Source organism: Priestia sp. JV24 (assembly GCF_025910025.1).
Taxonomy (GTDB): Bacteria; Bacillota; Bacilli; order Bacillales; family Bacillaceae_H; genus Priestia; species Priestia megaterium.
The window spans coordinates 26,913-42,174 of the sequence record NZ_JAPCIN010000007.1; the positions used below are offsets into that span (position 1 = coordinate 26,913).

At 37.5% G+C, this 15,262-nt stretch carries 12 protein-coding genes; 11 read left to right on the forward strand and 1 reads right to left on the reverse strand.

What is annotated here, in order from left to right:
• The first annotated feature begins 3 nt into the window (after positions 1 to 3).
• The 11 genes from gatB (at position 4) to OK414_RS01305 (ending at position 14,357) form a co-directional block, all read left to right on the forward strand.
• Positions 4 to 1,434 (forward strand): Asp-tRNA(Asn)/Glu-tRNA(Gln) amidotransferase subunit GatB, encoded by a 1,431-nt coding sequence (gene gatB, locus OK414_RS01255; protein ID WP_013055057.1) that lies wholly within the window; start codon positions 4 to 6, stop codon positions 1,432 to 1,434.
• A gap of 234 nt (positions 1,435 to 1,668) precedes the next feature.
• Positions 1,669 to 2,601 carry a diacylglycerol kinase gene (locus OK414_RS01260; protein WP_016762783.1) on the forward strand — a complete coding sequence of 311 codons (933 nt, stop codon included), beginning with the start codon at positions 1,669 to 1,671 and terminating at the stop codon, positions 2,599 to 2,601.
• A gap of 95 nt (positions 2,602 to 2,696) precedes the next feature.
• Entirely contained in the window at positions 2,697 to 4,070 is a 1,374-nt protein-coding gene (gene rlmD, locus OK414_RS01265; RefSeq protein WP_034654686.1) for a 23S rRNA (uracil(1939)-C(5))-methyltransferase RlmD, read from the forward strand.
• Positions 4,071 to 4,264: 194 nt separating this feature from the next.
• A complete protein-coding gene (locus tag OK414_RS01270; RefSeq protein WP_263045948.1) occupies positions 4,265 to 6,436 on the forward strand; it encodes a S8 family serine peptidase in 2,172 nt (723 codons plus the stop codon).
• Positions 6,437 to 6,720: 284 nt separating this feature from the next.
• Entirely contained in the window at positions 6,721 to 6,933 is a 213-nt protein-coding gene (locus OK414_RS01275; RefSeq protein ID WP_252342966.1) for a hypothetical protein, read from the forward strand.
• Complete coding sequence (locus OK414_RS01280) at positions 6,926 to 7,162, forward strand: hypothetical protein (protein WP_252342967.1); 237 nt, start codon at positions 6,926 to 6,928, stop codon at positions 7,160 to 7,162. Before OK414_RS01275 ends, OK414_RS01280 begins: the two co-directional genes overlap by 8 nt.
• 216 nt (positions 7,163 to 7,378) lie before the next feature.
• The gene (locus OK414_RS01285) at positions 7,379 to 8,194 is read left to right on the forward strand and encodes a YitT family protein (RefSeq protein ID WP_013055060.1); all 816 of its coding nucleotides are present in this window, start codon (positions 7,379 to 7,381) and stop codon (positions 8,192 to 8,194) included.
• Positions 8,195 to 8,389: 195 nt separating this feature from the next.
• A complete protein-coding gene (locus tag OK414_RS01290; protein ID WP_016762786.1) occupies positions 8,390 to 11,128 on the forward strand; it encodes a GTPase domain-containing protein in 2,739 nt (912 codons plus the stop codon).
• 13 nt (positions 11,129 to 11,141) lie between these two features.
• On the forward strand, positions 11,142 to 11,372 hold the full coding sequence (locus OK414_RS01295) for a helix-turn-helix domain-containing protein (protein WP_013055062.1): 231 nt from the start codon (positions 11,142 to 11,144) through the stop codon (positions 11,370 to 11,372).
• Between the two features lie 172 nt (positions 11,373 to 11,544).
• Positions 11,545 to 12,528, forward strand: coding sequence for a BMP family ABC transporter substrate-binding protein (locus tag OK414_RS01300; protein WP_263045949.1), 984 nt, complete (start codon positions 11,545 to 11,547; stop codon positions 12,526 to 12,528).
• A gap of 23 nt (positions 12,529 to 12,551) precedes the next feature.
• Positions 12,552 to 14,357: an ATP-binding protein gene (locus OK414_RS01305; protein ID WP_034654692.1), complete on the forward strand. Its 1,806-nt coding sequence runs from the start codon at positions 12,552 to 12,554 to the stop codon at positions 14,355 to 14,357.
• Between the two features lie 27 nt (positions 14,358 to 14,384).
• Here the strand turns inward: OK414_RS01305 and map are convergent, their stop codons facing one another.
• The gene (gene map, locus OK414_RS01310) at positions 14,385 to 15,131 is read right to left on the reverse strand and encodes a type I methionyl aminopeptidase (RefSeq protein ID WP_034654693.1); all 747 of its coding nucleotides are present in this window, start codon (positions 15,129 to 15,131) and stop codon (positions 14,385 to 14,387) included.
• Between the last annotated feature and the right edge of the window lie 131 nt (positions 15,132 to 15,262).

The following is a 15,262-nucleotide window of genomic DNA, read 5'->3' on the forward strand; positions in this document are numbered from 1 at the left end:
AAGATGAACTTTGAAACGATTATTGGTCTTGAAGTACACGTTGAGCTTAAGACAAAATCTAAAATTTTCTCAGCAAGTCCAAACGCATTTGGTGCGGCTCCAAATGCTAACACAAGTGTAATTGACTTAGGTTATCCTGGCGTATTACCTGTGTTAAACAAAGAAGCAGTTGATTTTGCGATGAAAGCAGCGCTTGCGCTAAACTGTGAAATCGCAACAGATACAAAGTTTGACCGTAAAAACTATTTCTATCCGGATAACCCAAAAGCTTATCAAATCTCTCAATTTGATAAACCAATTGGCGAGAACGGTTGGATTGAAGTAGAAGTTAAAGGTGAAACGAAGCGTATTCGTATCAACCGACTTCATTTAGAAGAAGATGCTGGTAAGCTAACGCATACGGGCGATGGCTATTCACTAGTAGACTTCAACCGTCAAGGTACACCTCTAATTGAGATTGTATCAGAAGCAGATATGCGTTCTCCTGAAGAAGCATATGCTTATTTAGAAAAATTAAAATCAATTATTCAATATACAGGCGTATCTGATTGTAAAATGGAAGAAGGTTCACTTCGCTGTGATGCCAATATTTCTTTACGTCCAGTTGGACAAGAAGAGTTCGGTACAAAAGCTGAGTTAAAGAACTTAAACTCATTTAACTATGTGCGCCGCGGTCTTGAACACGAAGAAATTCGTCAAGAAAAAGTGTTATTGTCTGGTGGCTTAATCGAGCAAGAAACACGCCGTTTTGACGAGTCTACGGGCGAAACAATTCTAATGCGTGTAAAAGAAGGATCTGACGACTACCGCTACTTCCCAGAGCCTGACTTATTAGAATTACACATCGACGAAGAGTGGAAAGAACGCGTTCGTGCTTCGATTCCTGAACTTCCAGATGCTCGTAAAAAGCGCTATGTAGAAGAGCTTGGCTTACCTGCTTATGATGCAATGGTATTAACGCTAACAAAAGAAATGTCTGATTTCTTTGAAGCAACGCTTGCTGCGGGCGGAGACGCGAAGCTATCTTCTAACTGGTTAATGGGTGAAGTTTCTGCTTACTTAAACTCAAACCAAAAAGAACTTTCAGATGTAGCCTTAACACCTGAAGGTCTAGCTGGTATGATTCAATTAATTCAAGAAGGTACAATTTCGTCTAAAATTGCGAAAAAAGTATTCAAAGAATTAATTGAAAATGGTGGAGATGCAAAGAAAATTGTAAAAGAAAAAGGTCTTGTACAAATTTCTGATGATGCAACTTTACGTAAATTCGTAACAGATGCATTAGATGCAAACCCTCAATCTATTGAAGATTTCAAAAACGGTAAGGATCGTGCAATTGGCTTCTTAGTTGGTCAAATTATGAAAGCTTCAAAAGGCCAAGCGAACCCACCGATGGTTAATAAAATTCTTTTAGAAGAAATTAATAAACGCTAAATTTGATAAATAAATGTGAGGTGGATATCCATCTCACATTTATTATGAGTAAGGGCGATCGCGCTGAAGGTATGAATAAAAACCGAAACGTGAATATTGTATATCAAGGTTAATTTCTTTATAATATGTTTGTTCATGCCCCCTCTTGTTGATGATGTAATGTGAGGGGGTATTCTTTCACTGATAAAAGTAGGCAAAGATTTGTGACAAATTATCATTATTAGGATGATGAATATGAAAAGAGCGAGAATTATTTATAACCCGACATCGGGCCGTGAAATTTTTAAGAAAAACTTACCGGAAGTCTTGCAAAAGCTAGAGCAAGCAGGCTACGAAACATCTTGTCATGCTACAACTTGCGCTGGTGATGCAACAGAAGCTGCTAAAGTAGCAGTAGAGCGTCGTTTTGACGTTGTAATTGCAGCCGGTGGAGACGGTACCATCAATGAAGTCGTAAACGGTATCGCTGGACAAGACTATCGTCCGCAGCTAGGTATTATTCCTGTTGGAACAACCAACGACTTTGCTCGTGCCATTAATGTGCCCCGTACGATTGAAGGCGCTATTGATGTTATTGTAGAAGGCGTAACAAAGCCAATTGACTTGGGCTGTGTAACAAACGACGGAGAAACGCATTACTTTGTAAATATCGCCGGAGGCGGCCGTTTAACTGAATTGACATATGAAGTGCCAAGCAAGTTAAAAACAATGCTTGGACAGCTAGCTTACTATTTAAAAGGCATGGAAATGCTTCCTTCTATTAAACCAACATCTGTTGAAATTGAGTATGACGGAAAATTCTTTGGCGGAGAGATTATGTTCTTCCTCGTTTCCTTAACGAACTCAGTCGGCGGTTTTGAAAAGCTGGCACCAGATTCTTCTTTAGATGACGGCATGTTTGATTTAATTATTTTAAAGAAAGCAAATTTAGCTGAATTTATTCGAATTGCGACACTTGCGCTGCGAGGAGAACACATCAATGATCCTCATATTATCTACACAAAAGCGAACCGTGTTAAAATTCATACAAATGATAAAATGCAGTTAAATCTAGATGGCGAGTACGGCGGATTATTGCCTGGGGAATTTGTAAACTTATATCGCCATGTAGAAATCTTTGTTCCAAAAGCAACAGCTGAATTGATGGAAAAAAATGAGATCGCCTAAATGCGATCTTTTTTCATGCTTTTCTTTGTTTGGCTTTCGCTCTTATGGTACAATCAGTTCAGCATTTTCAAATGACTAAAAGGATGTAACGATAAATGGAAAAATTAAAACCACCTGTAGAAAAAAATGAATATATAGATGTTGCGTTTGAAGATTTAACGCATGACGGAGCGGGTGTAGCGAAAGTGAACGGATTTCCTATTTTCGTTCAAAATGCGCTGCCCGGTGAAAGCGGCCAAGTAAAAGTTATTAAAGTAAAAAAAGGCTATGCGTTTGGCAAGCTTATCAAGCACCATACAATTAGTGAACAGCGTGTTGAAGCACCCTGTCCGGTCTACAAGCAGTGCGGAGGCTGTCAGCTGCAGCATGTAAGCTATGAAGGACAGTTGCAATTTAAACAAAAGCAAGTAAAAGACGTCATGGCGCGAATTGGTCATTTACCTGACGTTCCGGTACATTCGACGCTAGGAATGAACGATCCTTGGCGCTATCGAAACAAAGCTCAAGTTCCCGTGGCAGAACGAGAAGGCGGTTTGGTCGCTGGGTTTTACCAGCAGCGAAGCCACGACATCATTAACATGGATGCCTGTTTGATTCAGCAGCAAGCAAATGATGATGTTGTTCAAGCTGTTAAATCAATCTGTGAAAAGCATGGCATTTCTGCTTATCAAGAACAAAAACATAAAGGCTCACTTCGTCATATCATGGCGCGCTACGGACTTGTAACGGGTGAAATCATGGTTGTCATTGTGACTCGTACAGCTGAGCTGCCAAACAAAAAGCGTATTATAGAAGACATTATCGAAGCCGTGCCGAACGTGAAATCAATTGTTCAAAACGTAAACAGCAAGCGCACAAACGTCATTTTAGGGAACCAAACGAACGTACTTTGGGGAGAAGAATATATTTACGATTATATCGGCGACGTTAAATTTGCCATTTCAGCAAAATCATTCTACCAAGTAAACCCTGAGCAAACGAAAGTGCTTTATGACAAAGCGCTTGAGTATGCAGATTTAACAGGAGAAGAAACGGTTATTGACGCTTACTGTGGAATCGGAACAATCTCATTATTTCTCGCTCAAAAAGCGAAAAAAGTATATGGCGTTGAAATCGTGCCTGAAGCGATTGAAGATGCAAAGCGCAACGCTGAGCTAAACGGTATTCACAACGCTGAATTTGAAGTAGGCGAAGCAGAAGTCGTCATTCCAAACTGGTACAAACAAGGTATCAAAGCGGACGTCATCGTCGTAGATCCGCCGCGAAAAGGATGCGACGAAGCTCTTTTGAATACCATCATTGACATGAAGCCGAAAAAAGTTGTCTATGTTTCATGCGGACCAGCAACTCTCGCACGTGACCTAGCTATTTTAGAAAAAGGCGGATATGAGACGGTTGAAGTTCAGCCTGTTGATATGTTTCCGCATACGACGCACGTGGAGAATGTGGCGGTGCTTACATTAAAATAAGAGGATAAATACGTAGATCGCTATCAATGAAATGATAGCGATCTTTTATTTTCCTTATAAATAAAAAGTATAAGTAAATAATTTTATAGTTCTTTTGTCGCAAAATGTCTAAAATTAAATAGTTATATTTTCTTAAAATTCTGATATTATAGGTCTGTAGTATTATTTTTGCAATATTGATAAGGGGGACCTATATGAAAAAGTCTTTAAGTGCTTTATTGGGAGTAAGTTTATTAGTATCTGGATTAACGCTAGGCGCGGAGTCAAGTTATGCAGAGTCAAGTACTAATTCTAATGTAAAAAAGGCTACGCAACAGTTGAATCCTACTATCCAAATTCCTGCTAGTAAAGTGAAGAAAAAAGAAAAGAATTTATTTAGCGGTAGCTCTAAAAAGGAAACTAGAAGAGGAAAGATAACTGAAGCGGATGCAAAAAGAGGATACATAAAAGACGAAATTATTGTTAAGTTTAAAACGAATAAGTCTCTTAGTAGTTTAGGAGATAAAATAAAGGTAAAAGGGTTAAAGTTAAATAAAACGTTAGATAAAAAACTGGGAATTCAAACGTTAAAGTTTGATACGAATGTATCAACTATGAAAGAAATCTTAAAAGCCTTAAATGCTTCCAGCGCTGTGGAATATGCTGAACCTAACTATATTTATAAACCAGCCGCTGTTTCAGAGCCATATTATCAATATATGTGGGGATTAAAAAATACAGGTCAGTATATAGATGGAGTGGCAGGGAAAAAAGGTATTGATATAAACGCTGAAAGCGCTTGGGTGAAAACAAAAGGAAGCGCTAGCACTACGGTAGCTGTAATTGATACCGGTGTAGATATTTATCACCCGGATTTGAAGGATAATATTTGGAAAAATCCTGGAGAGATAGCAGGTGACGGGATAGATAATGATCGTAACGGCTATATAGATGATGTAAATGGCTGGGACTTTTATTATGATGATGATGAAGTTTATTATGATGAAGAATATGATGCTCACGGTACTCACGTAGCAGGAACGATTGGGGCTAAAGAAAATTCTACGGGGGTAATTGGTGTAGCACCAAATGTCAAAATTATGTCATTAAAATTTATTGGCCCTGATGGAGGTAGTACAGATGGTGCTATTGCCGCAATCAACTATGCAAAATCCAAAGGTGTTAAAGTGTCTAACAATTCTTGGGGTGGCGGAGAATACTCACAGGCTTTATATGATGTGATTAAAAGTTCCAATTCTACTTTTATAGCTGCGGCTGGAAATGATGGTGACAATATTGACTCTTATCCTGCTTATCCAGCTGCTTATGATTTACCTAATATTGTTTCTGTAGCAGCAATTGATAATCAAGGTAACCTGGGCGATTTTTCTAATTACGGTAGTAAAAATGTAGATGTAGCTGCACCAGGTGTCTCTGTTTTGAGCACCATTCCTGAAAATAGTTACGCTTATGGAGACGGCACATCGATGGCAGCTCCACATGTAACGGGTGTAGCATCATTGGTTTTAGCAGCAAATCCATCTTTCAGTTCTGCACAACTAAAAGATACATTGATGAAAAGTACTACAAAACTGTCATCTTTGACAGGAAAAGTTGCAAGCGGCGGTCTAGTTAACGCTGGATTAGCGGTATCAGCTGATATAGATGGAGAAATACCTGGAGTGTCTTTAAATGGAAATAGCATAAGCTCTACGTTGAACGCCTCCACAGATAAAGATGATGTATATTCAGTAAAGTTAACAAAAGGCGAAAAGTTTACAGTGTCGTTATCAGGAGCTGCAGGGACAGATTTTGATTTGTATTTGTATAATCAAAATGCAAAAACTGTAAACTCTAGCGATGGTATCGTAGCTTATTCAGAAAAGTTGAATACTTCAAGTGAAACTTTAACGTTTGTAGCGTCAGCTGATGGTACTTATTATTTAGATGTATACGCTTATAAAGGAAGCGGAAGCTATAAAGTAGATGTGAAGTACGGAGCAACTGCTGGGGTATACGAAGATACTAGTACAAATTTGGCTTATACAGGAAACTGGAGTAAAGTGTCAAACAGCAGTTCATCAGGAGGATCATACAAAGCTGTAAATGAAGCAAATGCTAGCATGCAGTTTGTATTTAATGGAACTGAAGCATCTTTAAATACGCTTAAGGATAATACCCAAGGACAAGCAAAAGTAACGCTAGACGGCACCGCTTATTGGGTTGATTTGTACGCTGATAAGCCACAGTATAAAGCTACAGTGTTTAACAAAAAAGGATTAAAAGCAGGAAAACATACTCTCAAAGTTGAATGGTCTGGAAAAGTTCATCCTGGAGCTAAAAAGACCGTAACAAAAGTAACGCTAGATTCCATTACAGTTAAATAATCTGAATATGTTTGTTGATTAGGGGCAGCTTTCACTTTAGGATGCTGTCTCTTCTTAAGTAAAAAAGAGGAGAAACCATCATGGAAAAGCAATACTTTAATTTAATGTCATTCTTTAACGGTTATGTACGGAGCTATCGAAGAATGAACTTGTCAAGTTTACATAATCGATCCATGTTCACAAAATGAGTAATTGATTATTTTGCTCATTTAGGGGAGTTATTAGGCTTTGACGCCTTTATTGAAGACTCTAAGTTCGATTGCTTGAAAGGTCGTTCTAGACCAATGGATTTATCTTGGTGGAAATGGGATGCTCGATTTGATGACGAATACTTTTTATATTTGGCCTTACATTTAGAACGGGAAAATGTTTGGGAAAAAGATGTCGATACCATTCAAAAGTTATTTTCACAAACGAAAGAAGAATATATTCCTCATAATGTAATAGGAATTCAGTTCGTAGAGTCTTTTGAAAGGATAAAATATTTAAATGAATGATTCTTCAAAAAATTCCATTCAAAAGTCTAATGCTTTAATGATTTATCGATATTATGATGCTGAGATTAATTCAGAAAGAATTTATGCGTGCAGCTTTACTCCAAAAGGTATGAGTGAAGCAAGAAAAGCTATATGTGCTCAGGATCAGACGGGGTATTGGTTTATGGTATTTGAAGAAGAATATCAACAAGCTGATTTTGATAACGAGAAAATTAGTATAGAAAGATAAATGGGAAATTTGCTACATGAAAAATCAACCTATTTGAATTTAAAGCGAAAGAGGACACCGCTAAGGTTTTTTCTTTCGCTTTTTTACATTTGTCCACCCCACCAACACAGCAAATTTCTGAATATACTTTTTTTAAGGTTTTCAATATTTTAGGAATTATAATAAAGAAGCAATAAATGAAAACATTATATTTGTGGTAAGAGGTGAAGGGACATCATGTATAGAGCAATTGCTATTATAGCAGGTTCTGTGTTAATTGGATTTGCATACAATTGGTTTTTAATCCCCCATAAAGTGCTAAGCAGCGGTATTAGCGGTATTGCTATGATTATAGGAATTTTAACGCCTGCAAGCACGGGAACAATGAATTTTTTGTTGAATTTACCCCTTTTAATTATTGGTTTTATGAAGTTAGGAAAGCGGTTTGTCTTACATACGCTGCTGTCCGTTGTGGCTTTATCAATTGCTTTATACGTGATTCCCTTGAGAGCTGTTAGTACAGATCCTATTCTGTCAGCTGTTTTTGGGGGAGTTTTAACTGGAATTGGCGTAGGGTTTGTTTTTCGTCAGTCAGCTTCGACAGGTGGATTTGATATTATTGCGATGCTTCTTACGCATAAAAAAGAATTTCCTCTTGGCGCTATATTATCAGCGATGAATGCCGTGGTTGTATTTGTTTCAGGTTTCTTTGTGAATTGGGACGCGGCTTTATATACGATGCTTTCGATTTTCGTCACAGGAAAAGTAGTGGATGCGATTCATACTCGCCATATTAAGCTTACCTTAACCATTATTACGAGAAAAGGCGAAGAAATGAAGCAGCAGCTTCTTACCAATTTAGTGCGCGGCGTGACGTTAATGAACGGTGAAGGAGCTTATTCAAGAGAAGACCGTAAAATATTAATGACGGTGATTTCGCGCTATGAGCTTGCAAACCTCAAGCAGTTAATTCAATCGGTGGATCCCGAAGCTTTCGTAAATATTACGGAAACGGTAGAAGTAATGGGGCTGTTTCGACGGGATGCTTATTAATATATTTGTTATTTCAGCGCGGATTTATGATAAATAGCCATTTTTATAGTATAAAAGTTATAAAAAAAGCCTTAAGAGTAGTTCTTGAGGCTTTTTTTGCGTAAAATATGAGTAAGAAAATATCGTGTATGAAAAGTATAAAAAAGGGAATTTGATAGAGTACATAAAATATTGACATCAAAAAGGAGAGACTATATGACGGTAGAATATCAGTTAACGAAAAAGAAATATTACGAAACGTTTATGCAAGAAAATGAAAATCAGCCGCCTGTAAAAGTCCTTGGACAAGCTTATTACGAAGAGCAGCAAAAAGAGTGGTACGACTTATCGCTCATTCGCTTAGCGCAGGGAGAAGTGTACTTCCATAACCAAGATTTTGAATCCGCGATTTTTAAGTGGGAGAATGTAAATGGCGAGTTTAAGCTGTGGGCGAAGAAAAATACAGCCGACGCACATTATGAATTGGGGTTGTCTACGCTCGCTGAAGAGCTTTACCTATCCATCGAAACGGATTCAAAAGTATTAAAAGCTGAAATAGCGCTAAAGCTGTTTTCACTTTATACGGATCATAACAATATTGAACGAGCTTATGAAGTCATTAACGAGCTGGTTGCTTCTCAGCCAGATTATCCAAACGTCACGGCGATTGCACGCAGATTTTATGAAGAGCAAGAAGACTTTAACAGCGCAGTGGAGCTTGCGGTAGATGAGTGTATTCGGACAGAATCGTTGAATTGGTTTGCGGTATTAAAGACTTACGTAGATAAAGGATATACAGCAAACTTTATCCCTAACTATTTTTATCAAGTGATGATTGCATTTTACAAAGTGGATCAAGTGTATTTCAAACAGCTTGTCTCAGCTTTATGGAAACAATATAAGAGTCAGCCTCCTTATCTTGCTTGGATTAAAACCATCAATGATATTTTCTTGAATATTGAAGTGGGCCTCTATGATTATTGGCAAGAGATTTCAACTCTTTATCAAGAGACGTATACCGACTTGATGGAAAGTGATCATTCTGTAAAGGAATTGCATGAAGTCATTCCGAACGTATTAACAAACTGGCTTAAAATTACCAATAAGTCACGTGCGTTATTTCCGTCTGCGGCCGTGCTTTCATGGAATGAAAAGTTTCCGTCAACTATCGATACCATTACAATCGAAAATGCAGGCAGATTAATTTTTGAGGCGCGTAACGACATTGATGGTCTTGAATATCACTATAAGCTTTGCCATGGCATTATTAAATGGGCTAATGAAAATGGTTTAGAAGTGGGGCACACTTTTAAATGGTGGGTAGATTTTTTATTAGATGCTCATACGACACACTTATTAATTACAGGAACAAATGCTGCAACGTCTTCATTTGTGGGATCGATTACGGAAGAAAAGGTACCGCAAAATCACGAAACAACCTTTGTGTTCATTCATGATGAGGAAGAATCTATCCAGCAAATCGCTGATCAAGAAATCATTCCGATGGAAACGATTGACGGAGCGGAGCAATCTCCTCACCAGGCGCTTGTAGAAGTGAAACAACCTTTTGTGTTCCTTGAGAAGCATAATTGTTCATGCATTGTTACGCCAAGCTTTACAGAACAAGAGGCACGTGAGCAGGATGCATTTAAATATGCTCCTTTAGCAGATGGTTTACTGTTTGTGCTTGATGCAAAAGAATCGCTGCTTGATGAAGAAAGAGAATTATTGCTGGAGATCAAAGAGCATGCGCCAAATACGCCAGTTCATTTTGTCATCAATAATATGGACAGTCTTTATAATCAAGCAACGATTGAGCGAATTACAAAAGAATTTGAAGCAAGCATTGGAGCTGATTTCCCGCAGGCGCATGTATTAGCCTATACGCCTCACTACGTATCGAGTCAGCACCACGGAGACTTGGCTCAGTTTATTAAAGCTAATTTCTATTACGATCCAAACGACGTTGGAGTAGAAGAGCGTGCGCGCAGACTGTTGTTCTTCATTCAAAACATGCTAAAGAGCTTAGTGGAGAAGAGAAATCAAACAGAAAATCATTTGATCGAAAGTATTAAATGGAACGAAGATATGCTTGTACGATTAAATGGCTTCTTGCATCGAGTGGATGACTTAGAACAAGAAAAAGCAAGCAGTATTGTTTCGGCTTATCACGGCATCAAAGAGGATATTAGCAAAAAGCTAAAAAATAAAATTCCTCGTTTACTCAAAAAGTCTTCAGAATTAGTGAAGGAAGACAGTGATTTTAGTACGGTTCATATTGAGCTGAATAAACAAATGAATATGCGCGTGGAAGAGCACTTGCAGCAAGATGTCCTGCCCAAGTTCCGCATTTCTTTAAAGGACTGGATTGCTACATCAAATGAAGAGCTGATTGCGAGTCAAGTAGATATTGAAGAAGTAGCAGAGTCATTAAATAAGATGTACAATGAGCAAAAATTAACGTTAGCCTGCGATTTTAAAGTGCTGGACGACTGGCGCCGCGACGTTAATCGTATGGCTAATCGGGTTCAGCTGGATGAGGAAAATATTTTACTTCGCGTTAATCCAACGCAGCTCTTGTTAAAAGGAGCAGGAAAACTGTTTTCTTCCATTCTTCAAAACCAAACGCTGCTTTATAATCAATATAAAAAATACATTGAAAGTCAAGACTATCAAGATATCACGGAATCAATGCTGGCAAAGTTTTTTATGCAATTTAATTTATTTGAGAAAAATTTAGAAGTTGATATTGAACTATTCTTTGAAAAGCCAAAAGAGGTTTTAAAAGAAACGATTGAAGAAACACAGGCGCATATTAATGAAAATCAAGACGTGTTAAGTCATATGAAAGCCAATCCTGAAGCTTACTATGATCCGTTAACATTATTCCAGCTTCGCTTGCGTCAGTATGAGTTAATGGTTAAAGCTACAGAAGAAGTACACTACAACGTATAAAAGGTGGAGCAGGATGTATTTAACGATAAAAGAAGCAGCAGAGTATCTATCTTTTCCTGAAGAATATGTGCAGAAATTGATTCAAGAAGGAAAAGTACGAGCTATATTTGATGGTGAAAACTACTTATTAAATAAAGAGCAGTTTAACACCCATTTAGAGCAAATGGAAAAATACAAAAAACAAATTGAAGAATACTTAAATGAGCCTATCCCTGAAGATATGGACGTAAAAGATGAAGATTGAAGGCAGAAGCAGAAAACAGATGTTTTCTGCTTTTTTCTTTTGGAGTGAAAGTGTTAAAAAAGGTAAGATATGAAAGAAATGTCGAAAAAAGTTGGAATTTCGTTAAAGATGTAGTCTTTTTAGATGCTTTTTTTATATAATGAAAGTATGTTAAACAAAAAGGAGAAGGTCTATGCAACGATCAAGACAGTTAAGGCTGATTTTATTGCTTGCCCTGATTGTTGTCGCTTCGTTTTTAATTATTATTATTTCGAAAACACATGGGATTATAAGTCAGCAAACGACAAAAAAAGTAGAAAACACAAGCGTTGCAATTCTCACCTCTGATGTACTGACGGATCAAAGCTGGGGCAGTCTAGCTTATAAAGGAAAAATCAACATTGAGCAGCAGTATCCTGTTTCGGCTCAAGTTATTAGCGAAGTAAATACGAACCAAAAAATGAAGGAAGCTGCTGAAAAAGTTATTCAAAATGGAACAAAAGTCGTAATTGGACATGGAAGAGAATTTTCTACCGTTTTTACAGAACTAGCTCCTAAGTATCCTCATGTTCATTTCGTTACCATTCACGGTACTTCAATGTATAAAAACCAAACTGTATATACATTTGATCAAACAAAAATAGAGCACCTGGCAGGCATGGCAGCTGCCATGAAGACAAAAACGAAAAAAATTGGATTACTCGATACATTTGCAAAAGAAAAAAATCCAGGATTTGAACAAGGAATCAAAGCGTATGATTCATCGATTGCTTTTTATTATCGAGGTGTAAACAGCCGAGACGATGGAGCAAAAGCAGTAAAGCTGCTCCGTGAGTTAAAAGATCAAGGTGTTGATATCGTCTATGCTAAAGGAAATTCGTATAATCAAGAAGTTATTCAAGACGCAAAAACACAAGGAATGTACGTAATAGGGTATTTAGATGATCAGGCGTACATGGGTAGGTCTGTTATTTTAACCAGCGTGATCAACGATGTTCCTCAAGCTTACAACGTGATTATGAAAGACTATTTCAGTAAAAAAGGTCTTCCATCTGGAGAAGTCAAGCTTGACGCTAGGGATGGTGTTTATAAACTAGCGCCTTTTGGACCGATGTACAGTAAACGGGAAAAACAAATTTTATATTCGAAAGTTAGAATGTCTACACAGCCGAAGTAACTATGAAAAAGAAAGAGATGATTATGAATCAATTATTTCGCAACATGTCATTCCGTAGCCAAATATTAACGATTCTTCTTTTGATTACATTTATGTTAAGCGGGTTCTCTTTAGTTTTAGTGCATGCCATTGATAAAATGAATCATGTAAGCAACGAAATTAAAGATGAAGATGTTCCTCAAATGGTGTGGCTTTCTTATTGGGAAGAGCAGCTGAACATAAAAGAATACATTGTGAAAAATAATCTAAAGAACCCCACTGTCTCTTTGATAGAAGAATATCAATCATATGATACAAGAGTTATTGAAGACAATGAAAAGTATAAGCAGCCTGTGCCAAAATCGTTGATTCCACTGAAGGAAAAAATTGAGCTGCTTGATTTTAAGATTTCTAATAACGTGCAGGGACTGTTGAAGTACGGAGATATAGAGGGAGCAAAAGAGTATCTTAAGAGAAATTATTTGCCGGATCTGCACCAGATAAAAAAAGATATTAATAGTTCAAAAGAAGAGACGGTTGATTCACTTGATACACTATCAGATACACTGTCTGTCATTATTAAAGATTCATTATTTTTACTATTAATTTTAACCGTAAGTGCTATTGTGGCTTCTCTTTATGTTTCTTATCGCATGAGTGCGAGCCTTACGAAACCAATTGAACAAATGATTGAAAAAGTGAATGACATTGCAGACGGAGAATACGGTCTTGTTCTTCAAGACACAAAGCAAATTGAGCTGAAGCAGCTTTCGGCTTCTATCAATCAAATGTCGGTTAGTTTAGAAGATTCATTTTGGAAAATCATTAAAGATAAAGCGTATCGCCAGCAGATTTTAAATTCACTGCCTGTTGGAATTATCACAATGGAAGATGAGACAAATAGTATATTTGCCAATACCTCAGCAAAGCAGTTTTTAGATCTCGACGAAAAGGATATTTGCGGGTATATGGAAGAATGTCCTGAATATAATACTGAATTTTGGAGCATGTTGAATTCGGGAGAAATTCACGAAAATAAAAAAGTGTTATTTGGCACGAAAGATACGTGCTATTGCTTTTTAGTCTCTCAAACGCAGCTGTTTAATGAGAAGAACGAGAGCATCGGAAGAATTTTTTATTTTATTGATATATCGGATACCGAAGAATTAGAAAAGCGAATGCATCAGTCTGAAAAACTTGCCCTGGTTGGAGAAGTGGCAGCCGGAGCTGCTCATGAGATTCGTAATCCTCTTGCCGTGATTCATGGATTTATATCTCTTATGAATCAGTCTCTTTCTGATGAGGAGAAAAAGCGTTTTTACCTGCCTCTGCTTATGAAAGAGCTAGAGAGGATTAATTACATCATCGAAGAAATGCTGTTGTTATCAAAACCAGGGACTCCGGTGATGAAAAAAGTCAGCATGCAGGATATTATTAACGAGCTATTGCCTTTGATTACTCACTCAAGTAAATTTACAGAAAAAGATAAGCTTATCTTTGATGTGAAACTGCAGCCGCATATACTAAAGGTAGATGAAAAACAAATCAAACAAGTTCTTCATAATTTAATTCGAAACAGTATGGAAGCCATGGATGGTGAAGGAGTCATTACAATCTATTCACAGGTTCATGATGATAATTATTGTCTGTATATTGAGGATAATGGAAAAGGAATTCCTTTGCATATGCAGCAGTCGCTGTACCAGCCGTTTTCCACTTCAAAAGATAGCGGAACAGGTCTTGGTCTGCCAATTGCTCAGCGTATTCTAGAAAGCCACAGAGGACAGATTAAATTATTATCTACTTCTTCCCGCGGCACAGTTTTTGTTATTAAACTTCCTCTACATTAAGAAAACAGCCTCAAAAGGGCTGTTTTCTTAATGTGCCGTTAAAATAAGAGGACCGTTTTTCGTAATCGCAAGCGTATGTTCAAATTGAGCGGATAATTTACCATCTGTTGTACGAGCAGTCCAACCGTTTTTATCCATTTTAGAATGCCATGTACCAGCGTTTACCATTGGCTCAATTGTAATAACCATACCTTCTTTTAAACGTGTACCTTTGCCAGCTTTTCCATAGTGAAGAATTGTAGGCGCTTCGTGCATGGTATTTCCAATTCCGTGTCCTGTGAAGTCGCGTACCACAGAGAATTTTTCGCCTTCTACATAGCTTTGAATAGCGTGGCCAATGTCACCTGTGCGATTTCCTGGCTGTGCCTGCTCGATTCCTTTTAAAAGCGCTTCGTATGTAACATCTACTAGACGCTGCGCTTCGTCTGAAATCTCTCCAACGGTATGAGTCCATGCGGAATCTGCTAAGCCTCCGTTTAAATTTACAACCATATCAATGGTTACAATATCCCCGTCTTTTAACGGTTTAGTTGTTGGAAAACCGTGGCAAATTTCATCATTTAAAGAAGCGCACGTTGCATATTGATATCCTTTGTATCCTTTTTGTTCCGGCGTTGCTCCGTGCTTTGCTAAGTACTCTTCAACAAATTTATCAATTTGCATTGTTGTTACGCCTGGTTTGATCATTTTAGCGATTTCTTTATGACAAGAAGCTAATAATTTACCTGCTTCGTGCATTAAATTAATTTCGCGTTCACTTTTTAATGTGATCATTGTTGTTCACTCCTTTTTTGATGTAACTTTACGAAAAAAGTTGAGCAGCGGTTATAGCGATGGAAGTCGACTATTCATCAGTTCATTCTTCTTTATTTGAAAATCTAAGAAATACAGGAACCGTCTGCTAT